Annotated in this window: 15 protein-coding genes; 7 read left to right on the top strand and 8 right to left on the bottom strand. The window is 65.1% G+C overall.

Annotation, left to right across the window (positions count from 1 at the left end; translation table 11 throughout):
- Positions 1-51: 51 nt before the first annotated feature.
- Both BLS55_RS02755 and cfa read left to right on the top strand, forming a co-directional pair.
- Positions 52-2,184 (top strand): HD domain-containing phosphohydrolase, encoded by a 2,133-nt coding sequence (locus tag BLS55_RS02755; protein WP_092152835.1) that lies wholly within the window; start codon positions 52-54, stop codon positions 2,182-2,184.
- Between the two features lie 131 nt (positions 2,185-2,315).
- Complete coding sequence (cfa, locus tag BLS55_RS02750; RefSeq protein ID WP_092152834.1) at positions 2,316-3,443, top strand: cyclopropane fatty acyl phospholipid synthase; 1,128 nt, start codon at positions 2,316-2,318, stop codon at positions 3,441-3,443.
- A gap of 224 nt (positions 3,444-3,667) precedes the next feature.
- Here the strand turns inward: cfa and BLS55_RS02745 are convergent, their stop codons facing one another.
- The gene (locus BLS55_RS02745; RefSeq protein WP_092152833.1) at positions 3,668-4,390 is read right to left on the bottom strand and encodes a hypothetical protein; all 723 of its coding nucleotides are present in this window, start codon (positions 4,388-4,390) and stop codon (positions 3,668-3,670) included.
- 156 nt (positions 4,391-4,546) lie between these two features.
- Here BLS55_RS02745 and BLS55_RS02740 point away from each other — a divergent pair, with 156 nt between their 5' ends.
- Positions 4,547-5,755, top strand: a complete 1,209-nt coding sequence (locus BLS55_RS02740; protein ID WP_092152832.1) for an HlyD family secretion protein — start codon at positions 4,547-4,549, stop codon at positions 5,753-5,755.
- 249 nt (positions 5,756-6,004) lie between these two features.
- Here BLS55_RS02740 and BLS55_RS02735 read toward each other — a convergent pair whose 3' ends face one another.
- On the bottom strand, positions 6,005-7,753 hold the full coding sequence (locus tag BLS55_RS02735) for a YcaO-like family protein (RefSeq protein ID WP_092152831.1): 1,749 nt from the start codon (positions 7,751-7,753) through the stop codon (positions 6,005-6,007).
- Positions 7,750-8,469 carry a class I SAM-dependent methyltransferase gene (locus tag BLS55_RS02730; protein ID WP_092152830.1) on the bottom strand — a complete coding sequence of 240 codons (720 nt, stop codon included), beginning with the start codon at positions 8,467-8,469 and terminating at the stop codon, positions 7,750-7,752. Before BLS55_RS02730 ends, BLS55_RS02735 begins: the two co-directional genes overlap by 4 nt.
- 149 nt (positions 8,470-8,618) lie before the next feature.
- On the opposite strand from BLS55_RS02730, the gene BLS55_RS02725 reads away from it, so the two are divergent.
- Positions 8,619-9,464, top strand: coding sequence for a 50S ribosomal protein L11 methyltransferase (locus BLS55_RS02725; RefSeq protein WP_092152829.1), 846 nt, complete (start codon positions 8,619-8,621; stop codon positions 9,462-9,464).
- Between the two features lie 6 nt (positions 9,465-9,470).
- Entirely contained in the window at positions 9,471-9,764 is a 294-nt protein-coding gene (locus tag BLS55_RS02720) for a hypothetical protein (RefSeq protein ID WP_092152828.1), read from the top strand.
- 310 nt (positions 9,765-10,074) lie between these two features.
- Here BLS55_RS02720 and tpx read toward each other — a convergent pair whose 3' ends face one another.
- Positions 10,075-10,578: a thiol peroxidase gene (gene tpx, locus BLS55_RS02715; protein ID WP_092152827.1), complete on the bottom strand. Its 504-nt coding sequence runs from the start codon at positions 10,576-10,578 to the stop codon at positions 10,075-10,077.
- 345 nt (positions 10,579-10,923) lie between these two features.
- Between tpx and hslU the strand changes: the two genes are divergently transcribed.
- Positions 10,924-12,237 carry an ATP-dependent protease ATPase subunit HslU gene (gene hslU / locus BLS55_RS02710; RefSeq protein WP_092152826.1) on the top strand — a complete coding sequence of 438 codons (1,314 nt, stop codon included), beginning with the start codon at positions 10,924-10,926 and terminating at the stop codon, positions 12,235-12,237.
- A gap of 20 nt (positions 12,238-12,257) precedes the next feature.
- Here hslU and BLS55_RS02705 read toward each other — a convergent pair whose 3' ends face one another.
- Entirely contained in the window at positions 12,258-13,232 is a 975-nt protein-coding gene (locus BLS55_RS02705; protein ID WP_092152825.1) for a rhomboid family intramembrane serine protease, read from the bottom strand.
- Between the two features lie 5 nt (positions 13,233-13,237).
- Between BLS55_RS02705 and BLS55_RS02700 the strand changes: the two genes are divergently transcribed.
- Positions 13,238-13,498, top strand: a complete 261-nt coding sequence (locus BLS55_RS02700) for a hypothetical protein (protein WP_143339501.1) — start codon at positions 13,238-13,240, stop codon at positions 13,496-13,498.
- On the opposite strand, the gene rpmB is transcribed toward BLS55_RS02700, so the two are convergent.
- From rpmB to BLS55_RS02685, 3 genes are all read right to left on the bottom strand, one after another.
- A complete protein-coding gene (gene rpmB, locus BLS55_RS02695) occupies positions 13,495-13,704 on the bottom strand; it encodes a 50S ribosomal protein L28 (protein ID WP_092152959.1) in 210 nt (69 codons plus the stop codon). The genes BLS55_RS02700 and rpmB overlap by 4 nt on opposite strands.
- Positions 13,705-14,043: 339 nt before the next feature.
- Complete coding sequence (locus tag BLS55_RS02690; RefSeq protein ID WP_092152823.1) at positions 14,044-17,028, bottom strand: chemotaxis protein CheA; 2,985 nt, start codon at positions 17,026-17,028, stop codon at positions 14,044-14,046.
- Between the two features lie 63 nt (positions 17,029-17,091).
- Positions 17,092-17,460, bottom strand: coding sequence for a response regulator (locus BLS55_RS02685; protein WP_092152822.1), 369 nt, complete (start codon positions 17,458-17,460; stop codon positions 17,092-17,094).
- Positions 17,461-17,503: the final 43 nt, after the last annotated feature.

The raw sequence follows: 17,503 nt of genomic DNA, 5'->3' as shown, positions 1-17,503 counted from the left end.
TGGGAGGCGGCTGTGGCCGCAGCCCCGGATTTGCAACGGGTTGAGAGAACTATGCGTACAGAACTTTCCGCAACAAAGGTTCCCGACCGCTACCGGCTGAAAAAAATGGCGGTGGCCCTGGCAGGCCTGTTTCTGCTGCTGGTGACGGCCTCTGTGGCCTATGTGCTCTGCAGCCTGCAGCTGCGCAACGTGACCCAGGAGATTCTGGCGGGCCAGCGCGATACGCAGCAGGCCTGGGTGGACAAATCCCTGGAAGCCGTCCGGGCCTGGGAGGCCAACCTGCTGGAGCAGATCCGCTTTGTGAGCGCGGCGGAAATATTCCGCCTCTATGCCGTGGACGTGGGCGCGCTGTCGCCCGCTTCCGTCGCCGCGCTCGACGCCCCCGACGCCGCCCGGAGCGACGATGCGGCCGTGGCCGGTCTGGCGGAGCAAAAGGAATATTTGTGGGATCTGCTGCGCGATACCGCCCGGGGACGGCAGTGGGCGGCGGCGCGCATCGTCGGGCCGCAGGGGCAGAATCTGGTGGCGGACGCCGACGCCCCCGAACTGGGCGCGGCGCAGTGGGCCCTGGCCCAAAGCGCCATGGAACAGCGGGCCGTGCGCTACGGCCCTGTGCGTCCTCTGGGCGGCGGGCTGGTCATGGACGTGGCCGCGCCTTTGTACGAAGTGCTGGGGCAGGGCGGCAAGAACCGCGCCGTGGCCGCCCTGCTGGTCAGCGTGCCCATGGACGGTCCGCTGGCTGCGTTCCTGACTGTCGGCCCAGAGCAGCAGCGCCTGTTCGCGCCCCTGCTGCTTCAGCTGGGGGCGGAGGGGCCTGAGGCGCTGGCTGTGGAAGCTGGCGCGGTGCGCCTGGAGCCGCTCCGTGAAGCCCCGGCCCCGGCCCCGTCAGTCTTGTTGCGACGCCCTGGCGCGCTGGGCGCGGGCCCGGTTTACGCGGTGGAGAGCGCCCTGCCCGACCTGGGCTGGCGCATTGTGGCGGAAGCGCCGGCCGCCGGCGTGGAAGGCCTGTTGCTGCAACAGAAAAAGCAGATCTACGGCCTGGGGATTCTGGGCAGCCTGGGCGCGGCCCTGTTGCTGGCCTTTGTCTGGGCTATGCTGGTCAGCCGTGCGCACCGGGCCACGGCCCGGCACTTCAAGGGGTTGTATGTGCTCATCCAGCGGCAGAAGGCCCTTCTGGACAGCGTTAACGCCTCCCTGCAGGCAGGGCTTTTGCTGGTGGACGGCCAGGGGCGGGCGCTGATGTGCAATCCCGCCTTTGCCCGCATGCTGGGGCGCACGGAAGACGAGGTGACGGACAGTCTTCTGACGGCGCTTTTGCCCGATCCGGTGGCCCAGAGTCTGCTGCGCAAGGCGCAGGGCGTGGATAAAGAGGACGCCGCAGGCAGCCTGGAGATAACCCTGGGGGAGGGCGCAGCGGCCCGGCTTTACCGCGTGACCCTGTTCCCCTTTGCGGAGCAGGACGAACAGAAGGGCGGCGGCCAGGCCCCCAACAGTTGCGTGGGCATTTTTCAGGACATTACGGAATTTCGCCGCCGGGCCGAGGCCGAACGCGCCCGTCAGGCCAGCAGCATGGCCGCCCTGATCCGCGCGGTGGAAAGCGTGGATCCCAATCTGGTGGGGCATTCGCAGAAAATGGAGCGCCTGGTGCAGGCCTTAACGCCCCGCCTGGGGCTTTCAGAGCGGGCAGGCGAAACCCTGCGCATGGCTTCCCTTGTCTCACAGGTGGGGCGGCTGTTTGTGCCGCGCGACCTCTTGACCAAGACAGGCCGGCTGAACCCGGAGGAACAGCAGCAGGTCATGCGCGCGCCGGAATACGCCTATCAGGTGCTGCGCGATCTGCGCTTTGACCTGCCCGTGCCCGAAGCCGTATACGCCATGGGCGAGCGCATGGACGGCAGCGGGCACCCCCGCGGTCTCCAGGGTGCGGCCATTGACGCCAACGGCCGGATTCTTGCGGTGGTCAACGCCTTTTGCGCCATGACCAGCTCCCGTTCCTACCGTGTGGGCATGAGCCCGGAAGAGGCCGTGCGGCAACTGCGCGCGGACCAGGGCTTTGACCAGACTGTGGTGGAAGCCCTTGCAGATTTGCCGACGGAAACCCTGCAGGCGGCCTTACGGGCCGCGCCGGGCAGGGCCCCCGCGCCCATGCAGGCGGCGGGCCCGGAGGCAAGCGGCGGGGCGTGAACCTGCCCCTGGGCGGGTTGTCATTTTTTCGTGTTGGATGTAGGTGCAAAAAAAGGGGCCGTCACAGGCCCCGCGTCCGGCAGCGGGCCTCGGCAGCGCGTCGGGCGGCGCCGTCACACGAGGGAAACGCCATGTTCCAGTCCTACATCCGGAAGATGCTTGCCTCAGTGGACGTGACCATCAACGGTTCCCGCCCCTGGGACATCAAAGTTCACAACGACAAGCTCTACGCCAGAGTGCTGCGCAACGCCAATCTGGGCCTGGGAGAGGCCTATATGGAAGGCTGGTGGGATTGCGAAGCCCTGGACGCCTTTTTTTACCGCATCCTCAGCGGCGGTCTGGAGCGGCGCTTCCGCTTCAGCCCGCCCGTGCTGCTGGGCGTTCTGGCCTATACGCTCTGCAATCTGCAGCGGGTGGGCCGGGCGCGCATGGTGGCCGTGCAGCACTACGATTTCGGCAACGACATGTTCACGGCCATGTTGGACCCGGCCATGCAGTACAGCTGCGCCCTGTGGGAAGGCGCGGAAAGCCTGGCGGAGGCCCAGCGCAACAAGATGGACCTTATCTGCCGCAAGCTGGGGCTCAGATCCGGCATGCGCGTGCTGGACATCGGCTGCGGCTGGGGCGGCCTGGGCCGTTACATGGCGCGGGAATACGGCGTGCGCGTCACCGGGGTTACGGTTTCCAAAGCGCAGGTGGAGTACGCCCGCGCCAACAGCCGGGGCCTGGACGTGGAATGGCTGCTGGAGGACTACCGCTCCCTTTCCGGCGCCTATGACCGCGTGGTTTCGGTGGGCATGTTTGAGCATGTGGGCTATAAGAACTATAAGACATTCATGAATACGGTGCGCCGCCTGCTCGTGCCCGACGGCCTCTTTTTGCTGCACACCATCGGGGCCAACAAGACCATGCGCTCGGTAGACCCCTGGATCAACAAGTACATCTTCACTAACGGCATCCTGCCCAGCATTGCCCGCATCGGCGAGGCCGTCGCCGGCCGTTTTGTCATGGAAGACTGGCACAACCTCGGTGCCAACTACGATAAAACCCTCATGGCCTGGGCCCGCAACTTTACGCAGGGACGCGCGGTCGGGGCCTTCCATTGCTCGGACAAGGTGGCGCGCATGTTCCAGTATTACCTGTTGAGCTGCGCCGGGGCCTTCCGCGCCCGCGATCTGCAGGTCTGGCAGATTGTGCTCAGCCCGCGCGGCCTGCAGGGCGGTTACGAACGGCCGCCTTTGCTGGCGATAAACGAGTAGGGCATTGCAACGTTGCAATGCCCTGGCGGCTGCGTGAGCAGACGCCCGCCGTGGAGGCGTAAGCGCCGAAACGAGCGTGCCGTAAACTTTGAGTATGCCTGTTCGCACAGTTTTAATCTGCTCCAGGGGCGGCAGCGCCTGACCACGCGCCGCGCAAGAGCGCAAACTGCGCCGGGGCGGGGCCTGCGGTTGCCGGAGGCAAGGGGCTTGCCGCCGCAGGGCCGCTACAGGTTGCGTTCTTCCAGGCCGCCCTTGTCCGGGCCGCCGGTTTTGGGCGGTTCCGTCACGGGCTGGAGCCCGGGCACCACATCCTGCACAATGGTGGGCGGGGCCAGGGGATCGGCCGCATCCCGCTCAATGACGCGGCTGTCGCGCACATAGAGGCTGCAGGCCAGGCCGAAGCATTCGTAAATGGCCGCCAGGGTGCCCTTGAGCGTTTCTTTGTCCGAGCGGGGCGGCGGCACCAGCACATAATAGGTGCGCGTGCGCCCGCCCCATTTGGGTTCCACCAGGCAGGAGACGATCCATTCGTCCTCGCCGTCGTTGTTCCAATCTGCAATGGCCACCATGTTCACCGTCACTTTCTGGGTGGCGTGGTTGATGGCAAAGCCGTTGGACCAACGTTTGACGCGGCTGTCCGGCTGCAGGGTGGCCGCAAAGGTGGCCCCCAGGTAGACGTCGTGGGCGGTATCCGCCTTCATGAAGGAAGGCGACAGGCGGCGGAAAAGGGTTTCGCCGTAGTCGCTGAAGCCGGCGAAGGAAAAGGGAGCCACATAGGAGCCGTCCTTATCCAGAAGGTTGCGGGCCTGCAGTTCCTTGGGCATTTCATGGGCCATGCGGACAAACTGGTCCTTCTGCACCACCGTCACCGGGCGCGTGCTGCCGCAGCCCACCAGCGCGCCCAGGCAGAGCAGGGCGCTCAGTCGCAGTATCGTCTTAGCCAGCATCCACAAGCCTCCGGCGAATATTTGACGCGGGGCCCTCGCAGGCCCGCACCAGCGTCGTTGTATGCGCCCCTGGCGGCCTTGTAAAGTGCCCCTGGTACGGTATCTGCATAGGGCGGAGCGGGGCCTCGGCATTCTTCCCGCCCCGCAGGAGTCCGTATGAGCGAACCCGTCTATCTGTCCATGCCCAAAGCCGTCAGGAGCAAAGCTCCGCTCTGGCTGCGGCTGTTGCCGCTGTGGATTCTGGTGCTGCTGGCCCTGGGCGCTGCCTGGCTGTGGGCGGAAGCCGGGCGGCTGGAGAGCGTCCGTGCGGTGCTGGACGGCATGGTGCTTACCGTGGCCCCGCAGTATACGGCCCGCGTCGTGGACGTGCCCGTGACGGAGGGGCAGGAGGTGCGCCGGGGGCAGGTGCTGGCCCGGCTGGACGCCGCCGACTATAACCGCCGCCTGGCCGAGGCCGCGCGCGAGGCCGACGGCCTGCGGCGCATGGCGGGGCCCCCCGGCAGAGAAGAGACCGCCGCGCGCCTTAAGGACGCGGAAGCGGCGGAGCGGGATATGGTGCGCCGTCTGGCCCAGGCCCGAAACGAGGAAGACGCCCGGCAGCGGCAGCGGCAGGAGCGCGTGGCCGCCCATGTGCGCGCCCAGCTCCACCTGCGCGGGCTGGACAGCCAGGGCGGGCCGCGTGCGGCGGGGCAGAGTGCCTACGCTGCGGCTCAGCGGGCCGAGGCCGAAGCCCGCGCGGCCATGGAACGGGCCGTAACCGCCTTTGAGGAGGCCAGCCGCGCCAGGGCGGCCCTGGATCAGGAACTGGGGCGGGTGCGCAATGAACTGCTGCGCTATAAGGAGGCGGCCTCGCGCGGGCGCTATGGGCAGCGCCCTGGCGGCGGCAGCGTCGTGCCCATGCCCGTGCCCGTGGCGGATACGGCCCTCTATGCGCCGCAGGACGCCAGGGTTCTGCGGGTGCTCACGGTCCCTGGGCGGACGGCGACGAAGGACGAACCCGTGGCGCTGCTGCTGCCGCGTGGGGAACAGGCGGCCGGCGGTTTTTGGGTCCAGGCCTATTTTGCCGCCGAGGACGCCCGCCGGATCAAGCCCGGCCAACCTTGCGCCGTGCGCCTGGAGCAGAGCGGCGCGGAGCTTACGGGCAGCGTGGAGGCCGTACTGGCGGCGGCTGCGCCTGCGGCGACGGGGCAAGCCCCGGCCCGCAGCGCGGAGGGGGCCTTTGGCGCGCCTGCCCGCGACAGGAGCGTGACCGATGCGCCGCAGGCCCTGATCCCCGTGCGCATCCGGCTGCAGGCGGCGGAGGCCGCCGACCTCACGCCGGGCCAGAGCGCGCGGTGCAGCGTGCAGACCCGCAGCCTGTGGTAAAACTACGCCTGAAGGGCGGCCAGCGGGGCGGCAAGCCACGCCTCCCTGGCCCGGCCGCGCAGCCGGGCTGCGTCCGCCGGCGCCAACCCTGCCAGGCGCATCCTTAGCGCAGATTAACTTTGAGAATAGTCCTACTCAAAGTTTACGGCACGCTCGTTTCGGCGCTTACCAGCGCAAATATAGTGCGCTTACGCCTCCACGGCGGGTGTCTGCTCGCGCAGCCGCCAGGGCATCCAAAGTTGCAATGCCCTAAGACTGCTTTTCTTCCAGTTCAGCCAGGTGGCGGCGGGCGAAGTCCAGACCGGGGTCCAGCTCCAGGGCGGCCCAGAGGTGCTCGCGGGCGTCCGCTGTTTTGCCCAGGAATTTTTCGCACAGGCCCAGATTGGCCAGGTCTACGGCAGAGCCTTTGTCCATCCGCAGCACCGCGGCAAAGGCCGCGGCCGCGCCGTCGTAATCGCCGGTCTTGAACCTAGCCACGCCCAGCAGGTTGGCGTATTCCTTCATTTCCGGGCAAAGCTCCGCGGCGGCGGCCAGGATGGGGATGGCTTCCTTCCAGCGCCCGGCCAGGGTCTGGGTATAGCCTCCATAAAAGGTGGCCAGGGCGCGCGCGTCCGGGTCGGGCTGCAGAGGGCAGGCGGCGGCGAATAAGGACGCGGCCGTATTCCAGTCCTGGGCGCGCAGGGCCAGCTGGCCTTCAAAAAACGGCAAAAAGTGCGCGCCGGGATAGCTTGCCGCCAGCACGTCCAACCCTTGCCGCGCGGTGGCTTCGTCCGCTTCTTCCACCAGTTTGCGGCCCACAAACAGCCCCAGGCTCTGGTTGCGGTCCCGTTCGCGGAAGGCCAAGCCGGGGGCTATGCTGTAGTGCGTGGGGATGCCCAGTTGCGGGTGGGTGGTCTCCACCGCGTAGACGTTGATGGGCGCAAGCCCGGCCAGGGCCGCCCGCAGCTCCTCCAGGATGTCGTCGTGCGCCACGCTGGGCAGGCTTTCAAGCGCCGCGGCGGGGCCTTCCTGCAGCCAGTCCGTCTGCGCAAGCTCGGTAAACTTGGGCAGGCCTGAGGCCTCATAGCAGGCGTTGGTGCAAAAATCGCCCGCCAGTTGCGCCACTTCGGTCACGGCGCGCACGGCCGCCTTGGCCGGCGAGGCCGCCGTGCCGGCCGTAAAAACGATTTCGGAGCTGCGGGGAAAGGTGGTCGGATCCCAGGCCAGGGCGGCCACCGTGGGCACGGGCATGCCCAGGGAGAAATCCTTCAGCAGCAGACGCACCCCCTGCCGCTCAAAATCCGCCAGCAATTCGCCCAGGACCGGGTCCGCGCGGCAGGATTGGGGCGTGATGGTGGGCAGGGTGGGGCGCTCGCGGTCTATGCGGCAGCAGACGTGCCGTTCCACCAGTTCGCAGAGCCCTTGCAGCAGGGATTCTTCCGGCGTGTTGCCCGCCGAAGTGCCGTTGAATTCCCCCAGCAGCTTAAACCAGTCCAGCGGCAGCCAGACGGTTTTGTCGGCAGTAAGGCAGGTGGCCGGAAAAAACTGCCAGACGCAGCAATCCAGCACGCGGCGGGCCGCCTCCGGCGTGAGACCCGTTTCCTCCACGGAGCGCAGCATTTCCTCCACGGGCAGAAGGTCCGCGCCGAACAGCTTTTCCGCTTCGCTCCAGGAGGCGGCTCGCAACTGCGGGCGCTGCTGCCAGAAGTGGAAGAAGGAGAAACGCTCCATGAGCTCCATGAGGGCCGAGGCCTCGGCCTGCTCCGCTGAGGAGCCTTTGCCCATCTGCTTGCGCGTGGGCATGATGCGCCGGGCGTCCGCGCCGCACTCGCTGAGAAAAACAGGGATGCCCAGGCGGCCTACGTCCACGCGGCGCGTGCGGCTGAGCACGTCCAGGCGGGAGGTCGTCAGCCGCTGCCGCACCCTGGCGATGGTCTGGGCCGGGCTCATGGCTTTGTCCAGGTCGCGGGTGTAGGCCTTGGGGCAGGAATGCAGGACAATGCGGGGCAGGGTGTTCATGGACGCTCCAGAATGAGAATGCTGTACAGGCGGCGCTGGTCCTGGCCGTCTTCGCCGTGCGCCGTGACGCCGATGTGGCCCTCTGTAAGGCGGAAGGTTTTGGCCGCCAGCTTGGCAAAGTGGGGTTGGGCGCGGGCCATGTCCGTGCAGAACAGGGCCTTGCCGCCGGGGGCCAGGTGGCGGTCCACAAATTTGACCAGCGGACGGTGCAGGGACTCCAGATAAAGCAGCTCCGAGGCCGCAATGATGTCGAATCCTTCCGGAAAGCGCGGGTCGCGGCCCGGCGCGGTCACGTCCACCCGGGCAGTTTCCAGGCGCTGGCCCAGGCCGTTGTGCAGGGCATTGGCCCTGGCAAAGCGCAGGGCGTCTTCCACCACGTCGCTCACCACCATGCGCGCAAAGCCGTAGCGCGCCGCCACCAGGCTCAATACGCCGCAGCCCGCGCCCAGTTCCAGCAGGCTTTTGCCTTCGGGCGCGTATTTGCGCAGCAGGCGGCCCAGTACAAAAGATCCCGGCCAGACCTTAGCCCAGAGGGGCAAGTCTTTGAGGGGGTCGCGCACGGCCTTGCGCTGCAAAAGTTTGTTGATGTACGTGGGCATATTGCGGATGGACAGTATCTCCAGGGTGCTGTCGTCCACGGCCAGGGGCTCAAAAGCGACATCAAAATCCTGGCGGATGCGGGCGAGCAGGGCGCTCAGTTCTTCATCGGGGGTCATGGAAGGCCTTCCTCATGGGCGTGGGTGGGGACATGGACGGGCGAACTGAAATTTTTACCCGACTTCCCCCCGCAAGGCAATCCTCAAGGCCGCGCGGGCTCGACCCCGCCGTGGAAATCTGGCAGACTGCCGCTGTGCAAGGAGATGTCATGAAACAGATTTTTCGCTTGGAGCTGACCGTTCCCGAGGTGGATTTCCACCGCGCCACGGGTTTTCTGACCCTGCGCGTTCCCTTTGGCTGGGAGGAACAGAGCCGGCCCACGGGGGAAACGGTTTTTCGCGTGCACTGCGAAAATCCGGATTTTATTCAGAGTCTGCGCCAGGACAGCCTGGCCTGGCTGCCCGGGGCCGTCTGCACGGTGGAAAACCTGGAGGCGCAGGATTGGCTGGCCGCCTGGCGGCAGTTTTTTACCCCTGTCGTCTGCGGGCGCTTTGTGGTGCTGCCGCCCTGGTTGGCGGACGACCCCGCTTTTGCGGATAAAACCCCCATTATTATTGAGCCCAAAAGCGCCTTCGGCACCGGCCACCACGCCACTACGGCTCTTTGCCTGGAGGTGCTTTCCGGCCTTCTGGACGCGGGGCGCGTGCATGCCGGGCAGCGCTTTCTGGACTTAGGCACGGGCTCCGGGGTGCTGGGCATAGCCTGCTGCAAAAGCGGCCTGCACGGCCTGGGCCTGGATATCGACCCCCTGGCCGTGGAAAACGCGGAAGAAAATCGCCGCCGCAATGCCGTGCCCCAGCTGGAGCTGGGCCTGGGCGGCGTGGAGGCCGCCGTTGGAACGGGCTATGATGTGATCCTGGCCAACATCCTGGCCCGCCCGCTGACGGAAATGGCCCCGGATCTTGTGCGTTGCCTGGCCCCCGGCGGCTGCCTGGTGCTTTCGGGTCTGCTGGACATTCAGGCCGAAGGCGTCATCGCGGCCTATGCGGCGCAAGGGCTGCCCGTGCCTCGGCAGGCGGCGCAGGAAAGCTGGCGCGCCCTGGTCTGGGAATAGGGCCCCGTGCCAGAACCCGCATTTGCCGCCGTGGCGTCGTCTGCGGGCGCAACGCCCCTGACGCTCTGGCTGCCGCCCACCGACGCCCTGGTGTGGCTGGCCGGGGGGCTACTGCTTTTGGGCGCGGCTGTGCAGGCCGCGGGCTATGTGTTGGGCCGGGCCTGGGCGTTGTTCCTGGGCGCGGGGCTGGTGTTGGCCGCTGCCTGGCTGGACCGGGATGTGACGCTGGCCGTAGGGCAGATTCTGGTCGCAGGGCTGGCCCTGCCCCTGACGCGGGAACGCGCGCGGCGTAAAAAATGAAGTCGGCGCCCGTTGGACCGTGCAGGGGTATGCTTTCCGCAGGGGCCGTCCGAGCCGGTCGCCTTTTGCGTGTTTCGGCGGCTGCCCTGGCGCGAAAGGGCAGTAGAGCGACAACGGGCACACGCGGCAGGGCTGCGTGGCGCGCGGTTCGTCTGGCGTGGCCAATGGCCTTCGCAAAAGCGCCCATGCACGGGGATGTTTCGCCCCCGTTTGCAGTCTGACGGGCTTTGGGGAAAACGACGCGAGCCTTGGGGGGCAAGCGCCCCCCCCAGGTCGCCTGAAGGCGTGTTTGCGCCAGTTATTTTACCGCTCAGGCCAGCTTTTTTACCGCTTCCAGCGCGGCAGCGTAGTCGGGTTCGTGGGTCACTTCGGGCACGATCTGGCTGTAGGCCACGGTTCCGTCCGGGCCCACCACAAAGATGGAGCGCGCCAGCAGGTGCAGCTCATTGAGGAGCACGCCGTAGGTCTTGCCGAAGCTCGCGTCTCTGTAATCAGAAAGGGTCTGCACCGCCGTCACCCCGGCGGCCCCGCACCAGCGGGCCTGGGCAAAGGGTAGGTCGCGGCTTACGGCCACAATGCGCACTTTGTCGGAAAGGGCGGCGGCTTCCTTGTTGAAGCGGCGTACTTCCATATCGCACACCGGCGTATCCAGCGAAGGCACGGTTACCAGCACCAGCACCTTGCCGGCATAATCTTTAAGGCTTTTGGCGCTCATATCCGTGGCGGTGAGGGTGAAGTCCGGCGCTTTCTGACCTGCAACGGGCTGGTTGCCACTCAGATGCATGGTGCCACCCTTAAACGTAACTGTATCCATAGTAAACTCCTTGGTGTTCGGGTTCCCATCACTGTGCCGCAGGCGCATTGAGTTGTCAATAATTATTCCTGACAGCAGGTTGCGTCATTTACGGCATTGCAACGTTGAAATGCCGTTCGGCTGCGTGAGCAGACGCTCGCCGTGGAGGCGTAAGCGCAAGTTATTTGCGCTGGCAAGCGCCGGAACGAGCGGTGCCGTAACCTTTGCGGTTGCATATTCTTAAAAGGAATCTGCTCTTGAAATAATATACGCGGAGCGCGGCCGGACCGCAAGCCGGGCGGCGGCTTGCCAGACGCCGGAAGGTGCTTATACTACAAGGGTAGTGACCCCAAGCAGGAGCTTTTGATGAGCACGTTGACTCCCCGGCAGATTGTGGCCGAACTGGACAAATTCGTCATTGGACAGGAACAGGCCAAACGCATGGTGGCCGTGGCTGTGCGCAACCGTTGGCGGCGGCAGCACCTGGATCCGGAGCTGCGGGACGAGGTTTCGCCCAAAAACATCATCATGATGGGCCCCACGGGCGTGGGCAAGACGGAAATAGCCCGGCGGCTGGCCAAACTTTCCGGCGCGCCCTTTGTCAAGGTGGAGGCCACCAAGTTCACGGAAGTGGGCTATGTGGGCCGGGATGTGGAATCCATGGTGCGCGACCTTATGGAAATAGGCATCAACCTGGTGCGCGAGGAAGAAAACGCCCGCGTGCGCAAGGCTGCCGAAGCCGCGGCCGAGTCTCGCCTTATGGATCTGCTGTTGCCCAGCTCCTTCGGGATGACCGAGCGCGCGGACACGCGGGAGAAGCTCCTGCAGCAGTTCCACCTGGGCTTTCTGGACCAGCGCGAAGTGGAATTGGAAGTGACCGAACAGGGCGGCATGGGCGTGGACGTTTTTGCCATCCCCGGCATGGAGCAGGTGGGCGGCCAGATGCGCGACATGTTCAGCAAGGCTTTTCCGCCCAAGTGCAGCCGCCGCAAAATGAAGGTGCGCGACGCCTTCAACGTGCTGGTGCAGGAAGAATCCGGCAAGCTGGTGGATCAGGACGCCCTGGTGGACCGCGCCCGTGAGCGTGTGGAGCAGACCGGCATTATTTTTATCGACGAAATCGACAAGATCGCCAGCTCTTCACAGAACCGCACCTCGGACATCTCCCGCGAAGGCGTGCAGCGCGATCTGCTGCCCATTGTGGAAGGCAGCGCCGTCAATACCAAGTACGGCATGGTGCGCACGGACCACATCCTTTTTATTGCCGCCGGGGCTTTCCACTTCAGCAAGCCTTCGGACATGATTCCGGAGCTGCAGGGGCGTTTCCCCCTGCGCGTGGAGTTGCAGCCCTTGGGCAAGGACGAATTTTTGCGCATTCTCAAAGAGCCGGACAACGCCCTGACCAAGCAGTACGCGGCCCTGCTCCAGACCGAACAGATTCGCCTGAGCTTCACGGACGACGGCCTGGAAGAAATCGCGGCCTTTGCCGAAGACACCAACGCCCGCACGGAAAACATCGGCGCGCGGCGGCTGTATACCATTATGGAAAAGATTCTGGCTGACCTCTCCTTTGACGCGCCGGAAATGCCCGGCGCGCAGGTGGTGGTCAACAAGGCCTATGTGGCGGAAAAACTGCAGGATGTGCGCAGCGATCAGGATTTGAGCCAGTATATTCTGTAAGCCGACCACGGTGGGGCGGCCTACCGCCCCGCCGCGGCGAAAGCCCACACCCAGGCGGCCGCGGGCAGGGCCAGAGCCAGAACAAAGCCCGCCAGTTGCCGCCAGGCGGCCGTGTGCCATCTGGCGTCGCCCCCGACCAGCAAGCCCAGAAGCAGGCCGCAGGCCAGCCCGGCCACATGGGCCAGGTAGTCCGTATTTTCCCCTTCCGTCCCCAGCATGGCCAGCAAGGCCGCCCCGGCGGCCACGGGCAGCATGGCCTTGCGCCAGTGCCCTTCCCGCCGGGCCATAGCCCCAGCCAGACCCCCTATGGCGGCGAACAGCGCGGTGGAAAAGCCCAGGCTTGTAAAAGCCCCGGGCCGCAAGGGCACGGTCAGCGCATTGCCCGCAGCCCCCCCCAGCAGGGCCAGCAGCACGGCCGCGCCCGCGCCCGTGCACCGGGCCAGCAGGGTCAGAAACAACGCTCCAAAAACCACATTGCCGCACAAATGGGTGAGGCCCGCGTGCAGGGTGAGGGCCGTGACGGCCCGGTACCATTCTCCGAAAACCCGCACCCGTACGGCATCCAGCATGCCGGCGGCGGCCCAGGTTTCCGGCGGCGGCAGCAGCCCGGGAGCGGGCCACCAGCCCACCCGCCAGCCGTGCCAAAGCACCAGCGGCAACAAGGCCAGCACCGAGAGGTACGCATGGGGACAAGCCCGCCACGGCGTTTCCGGCGGCCGCGGCTGCTGCTCCCGCACAAATTCCGCCAGCTCCTGCCGTGCCCGCTGTTCCAGCAAAGGCGGCACATAGACGTGCAAAGCCCCTCCCACCGTCGCCGTGCGGCAAGGGATGCGGCAGGCCTCCAACACCAGCAGACGATCGCGCGCGCGGGCATAGCCCGCAGCGCCGTCCACTTCCAGAACTTTGCGCCAGAATGCGGGGACGGAACCGGGCCTGCGCCGCACGCGCCAGCGTCCGGCCGGCAGAGAATGGCGAGAAGAAGCAAAGGCAGGCATGCGGCATGCTAGCATTGGCGCATGCTGGCCTCAAGAAGGAAAATTTTTGTGGGGGAGGGGGACTTTTGTGGGCAAAAGTCCCCCTTCCCCACATATCCCCTTCAAAAACTTTTTTCTTTGGACAGTACGGGGCAAAAGCGGACTGGGTTGCGCAGCGGCAGGTAAAACAGGGCGGGGATCGGGCGGAAAAAACACGCGGCACGGCCCCGACAGAAAAGAGCCGGGGCCGTGCCGCAGAAATCTTTTCGAAAAAAATCCAGGTTTAGCCTTGCTTGCGCACCAGGGGTTTGGTCACCACGCCGGAGCGCAGGCAACGGGTGCACACGGTGAGGGTGCGCACGCTGCCGTCCGGGAACTGATGGCGCACACGCTGCAGGTTAGGAGCGAAGCGGCGCTTGGTCTTGATGTTGGAGTGGCTCACAAGATTGCCAACCTGGGGCTTTTTGCCGCAGAACACGCATTCCTTGCTCATATTTTCCTCCGCAGATGCAAAAAAATTGGCGGCAAAAACGAGGCCCGGCGTCAAAAGCACCTCTGGGCGGGCATGACCGCGCGAAACGGTTATATAGTCCAATCCAAAACAAAAGGCAAGAAATTTTCCCGAAAAATCTGCCAGCTCAAGAGCGTGCGGTTGCAGCCGTTCTAACCCAAACAACAACCTACAAAAATCTTTAAAGTTTTTCCTCCCAGGGTACGCCTGGCGCATTGCCTTGAGGAAGAAAAGTTTTTTGAAGGGGATAGGGGGCGCGGGGGGGAAGGGGGAACCTTTGTTCACAAAAGTTCCCCCTTCCCCCTGCAAACTTGTCCGCCTTTACCCTTGCTGCTGCTGACGCGGGGCAGGCTGTTTGGCGGCTTCAGCAGGGGGCATGGACGCGGCCTTGGAGGTGGCCATGAGGTAAACTTCGTGCGGGTCCAGGATAAGGATGACGGAGCCGTCGCCCATGATGGTGGCCCCGGAGATGCCTTTGAGGTCGCCGAGGTAGGCCCCCAGGGGCTTGATGACGATTTCCTGGCGCTCCAGCAGACGGTCCACCACCAGGCCCAGGCGGCGTTCGTTATCGTGGATGACCACTACGGCGAGAACGTCGGGCAGGGGATCGGTGCGGGGCAGGCCCAGCATTTCGGCCAGCTCCACCACGCCCAGAACTTCGCCACGCAGGGTGACGGCTTTGCGGCCTTTGACGTCGGTGAGGCGGGCGGCTTCAATCTTGGTGGTTTCAGAAACCGCGTCCAGGGGGATGGCGTACATCTGGCCGGAAACGTTGACCATAAGGGCGTCGATGATGGCCAGGGTCAAGGGCAGGCTGAGGGTGAAGCGGGTGCCTTTGCCCACTTCGGAGTGGGTGCTCACGCTGCCTTTGAGGTTTTTGATGTTGGTGCGCACCACGTCCATGCCCACGCCGCGGCCGGAGATATCTGTAATTTTTTCCGCTGAGGAAAAGCCGGGGGCAAAGATGAGCTCAATGGCCTCGCGGTCGTCCAGCTGGGCGGCCTCTTCGGCGGACATGAGCCCCTTGCGGACGGCTACTTCGCGCATTTTGGCCGGGTCAATGCCCTTGCCGTCGTCTTCAATCTCAATGGCCACGGAATTGCCCTTGTGGAAGGCGCGCAGGGTTACTTTGCCGTGGGGCGGCTTGCCTGCGGCGATGCGCACGTCTTCGGGTTCGATGCCGTGGTCCACGGAATTGCGGATAAGGTGGACCAGCGGGTCGCCGATGACTTCCACCACGCTCTTGTCCAGTTCCGTTTCTTCGCCTTCCATGACCAGGTCCACTTCTTTGCCGCTTTTGCGGGAAAGGTCGCGCACCAGGCGCGGAAAGCGCGAAAAGACGGAGGAAACGGGCACCATGCGCACCTTCATAATGGTGTCCTGCAGGTCGTCGGAGATGCGCGCCATGGCGTAGGTGGTTTCGGAAAGGCTCTGCGCCACCTGGGAGATATCCACCTCGTGCCCGCTGTCTTCCAGGGAGCGGGCGATGAGCGTGTAGCGGTTGCGGTTGATGATGAGCTCGCCGATGAGGTTCATGAGGTGGTCCAGGCGTTCGTGGTCCACCCGGATGGTGGAGGAACTCTTGTGCTCCGGCACGGCGGCCGCGCCTGGTTTGGCGGCGGCAGGCGCGGCGGGTTTGGCCGTCGCAGGGGGCGTCGGGCGGGGCGCGGCGGGCTTGGGCGCAGCAGGAGCCGGATGCGGCGCGGCGGCAGGTTGGGGCGTTGCCGGGGCTGTGGAGGCTGGCGTGGAAGCCGCCGCGGCGGGGGGCTCCGGCCTGGGCGCGGGGGCTTCCGGTTGCGGCGCGGCAGGCGCGTCTGCGGGGGCGGCCTCCGCTTCCGGGGCGTCCACATGCACGGCCTTGCCCTCGGCCAGGGCCTTGGCGACCATATCGTTGATGATGGACACCTCCTGCGAAAGCAGGTCCACCATAAGGCCGAAATCAATGCCGCTGGTGCGGCCCTGGTCCACAATGCCCGCGGTGCGCTCGGCATAGACCTTGATATCCGTAAGCCCCATGAAGCCGCAGGCGTTTTTGACGGCCACGAGGCAGCGGTAGATGGCGTCGATGGAGTCTTTGTGCGCGCCGTCTTTTTTCAGGGTTTCCAGGGCGGCGTGGATGATCTCCACCTGCTGGCGCACGGTGACGCGAAAAGCCTCGGCGTCGTCGCCCTCGGCCCCCACGGGAATAATGGTGGGCGGGACCACTTCCACCTGGTGATCTGCTGCCTGCATGGCAGCCGTCGCTTCCGGCGCAAGGGCGGCTTCCGCCGCAGGGGCGGCCGCCGGAGCATTGCCCTGGGCCGCCAGCAGTTCCGCTGGCAGGGCGATGGGGCCGCCGGCCAGGGCCGCCTGCAACTGGCGCACTACGGGCGCCGTTTCAAAGGGCGTCACCTGGCCGCTGGGCACGTCGATCTTCTGGACCAGCGCTTCCATCATGTCCACTACCAGCAGGAGCAGGTCGATAAGCTCGTGGCTGGGGACGATTTTGCCCTGCCGCACGTTGTTGAGCAGGGTTTCGGCCTCGTGGGTCAGGGCGTTGAGCTCGTTGTAGCCGATAATGCCGCTGTTGCCCTTCATATTGTGGAAGAAGCGGAAGAGGTCGTTGACCAGATCCGCCTTGCCGGTGGGGTTTTCTTCCAGTTCCAGGAGACCGTTGTTCAGGCTTTCGATAATATCCGAGGATTCGTCAATAAAATCTTTGAGGTGGCCTTCGCCGAAGGCGGTGAGCGCGTAGACGGGCTTGGCGGGCAGGGTGGCGACCCATTCTTTGCCGCTCAGGCCCTGGTTCGGCTCCTGCGCCGCCGCTGCGGCCTGCGGCGCGGCCGGGGTTTCCGCTTCGGGCGCCGCCACGGCGGGCTCCGGTTGCGGCGCGGGAGCTGGTTCCGGCGCTGGGGCAGGGGCGGCGGGCGCGCCGCCGGCCATAATGGCGTCAATTTGGGCCATTATAGGTTCAATGGCCACATCGCCCTCGGCGTTGGAAGCCTCAAGATTGTCGATCATCTGGCGCAGGGCGTCGGTGGCGGCCAGGATGACGTCCATGATTTCCGAGGTGACCACCATGCTGCCTTTGCGCAGGGCGTCCAGAATATTCTCGGACTTATGGGCCATCTGGTTGATGCGGTTAAGCCCGAGAAAACCCGACGCCCCTTTGAGGGAGTGCATGGGGCGGAAAATTTCGTTGAGCAGGGCCAGGTTGTCCGGGGATTTTTCCAGCTCCAGAAGATTGGGCTCGATAGTCTCCAGATGTTCTTTGGCTTCCGCAATAAAGTCGGCGAAAAGTTCCGGATCGAAAAAGTCCTGGCTCATACCCACACCCTTGTCTGCAACGCATTGGCGACCGGGATGGTCACCTGTTGGATTCCTTATCGGCTAACCCAACAGCATCTTTATGTTGCGGACCATTTTTTCAGGCTGGGCCGGTTTGACCATATAGAGGTTGGCGCCGAGGCTCATGCCGGTCTGGATGTCTTTCTCCTGCCCTTCTGTGGAAAGAACAATGATGGGGATGTCCTTATAGGCGTCCTGGGCGCGGATGGTCTTGATGAAGGTAAACCCGTCCATACGCGGCATATTGACGTCCGAAACGATCAGGTCCACCGGGTCCAGGCTGTAGAGTTTTTCAATGGCGTCCAGGCCGTCCTCAGCCGTGCTGACCCTGAATCCTTCGCCTTTGAGCACAAAGGCCACCAGGTTGCGAATGGTTTTGGAGTCGTCAACGACCATGATGTGTTTTTTCATAGTGTCTGTTCCCGTCGTCGGTTGTTTGCCGGCGCCCGTCCGC

The sequence above is a fragment of the Desulfovibrio legallii genome (genome assembly GCF_900102485.1).
Taxonomy (GTDB): Bacteria; Desulfobacterota; Desulfovibrionia; order Desulfovibrionales; family Desulfovibrionaceae; genus Desulfovibrio; species Desulfovibrio legallii_A.
The sequence above is the reverse complement of the archived record's forward strand: the minus strand, read 5'-3'. Positions and strand labels throughout refer to the sequence as shown.

What these genes read in the sequence shown, in the direction of transcription:
- BLS55_RS02755 (WP_092152835.1), top strand. Translation starts at nt 52, where the DNA reads ATGCGTACAGAACTTTCCGCAACAAAGGTTCCCGACCGCTACCGGCTG.
- cfa (WP_092152834.1), top strand. Translation starts at nt 2,316, where the DNA reads ATGTTCCAGTCCTACATCCGGAAGATGCTTGCCTCAGTGGACGTGACC.
- BLS55_RS02745 (WP_092152833.1), bottom strand. Translation starts at nt 4,390, where the DNA reads ATGCTGGCTAAGACGATACTGCGACTGAGCGCCCTGCTCTGCCTGGGC.
- BLS55_RS02740 (WP_092152832.1), top strand. Translation starts at nt 4,547, where the DNA reads ATGAGCGAACCCGTCTATCTGTCCATGCCCAAAGCCGTCAGGAGCAAA.
- BLS55_RS02735 (WP_092152831.1), bottom strand. Translation starts at nt 7,753, where the DNA reads ATGAACACCCTGCCCCGCATTGTCCTGCATTCCTGCCCCAAGGCCTAC.
- BLS55_RS02730 (WP_092152830.1), bottom strand. Translation starts at nt 8,469, where the DNA reads ATGACCCCCGATGAAGAACTGAGCGCCCTGCTCGCCCGCATCCGCCAG.
- BLS55_RS02725 (WP_092152829.1), top strand. Translation starts at nt 8,619, where the DNA reads ATGAAACAGATTTTTCGCTTGGAGCTGACCGTTCCCGAGGTGGATTTC.
- tpx (WP_092152827.1), bottom strand. Translation starts at nt 10,578, where the DNA reads ATGGATACAGTTACGTTTAAGGGTGGCACCATGCATCTGAGTGGCAAC.
- hslU (WP_092152826.1), top strand. Translation starts at nt 10,924, where the DNA reads ATGAGCACGTTGACTCCCCGGCAGATTGTGGCCGAACTGGACAAATTC.
- BLS55_RS02705 (WP_092152825.1), bottom strand. Translation starts at nt 13,232, where the DNA reads ATGCCTGCCTTTGCTTCTTCTCGCCATTCTCTGCCGGCCGGACGCTGG.
- BLS55_RS02700 (WP_143339501.1), top strand. Translation starts at nt 13,238, where the DNA reads ATGCTAGCATTGGCGCATGCTGGCCTCAAGAAGGAAAATTTTTGTGGG.
- rpmB (WP_092152959.1), bottom strand. Translation starts at nt 13,704, where the DNA reads ATGAGCAAGGAATGCGTGTTCTGCGGCAAAAAGCCCCAGGTTGGCAAT.
- BLS55_RS02690 (WP_092152823.1), bottom strand. Translation starts at nt 17,028, where the DNA reads ATGAGCCAGGACTTTTTCGATCCGGAACTTTTCGCCGACTTTATTGCG.
- BLS55_RS02685 (WP_092152822.1), bottom strand. Translation starts at nt 17,460, where the DNA reads ATGAAAAAACACATCATGGTCGTTGACGACTCCAAAACCATTCGCAAC.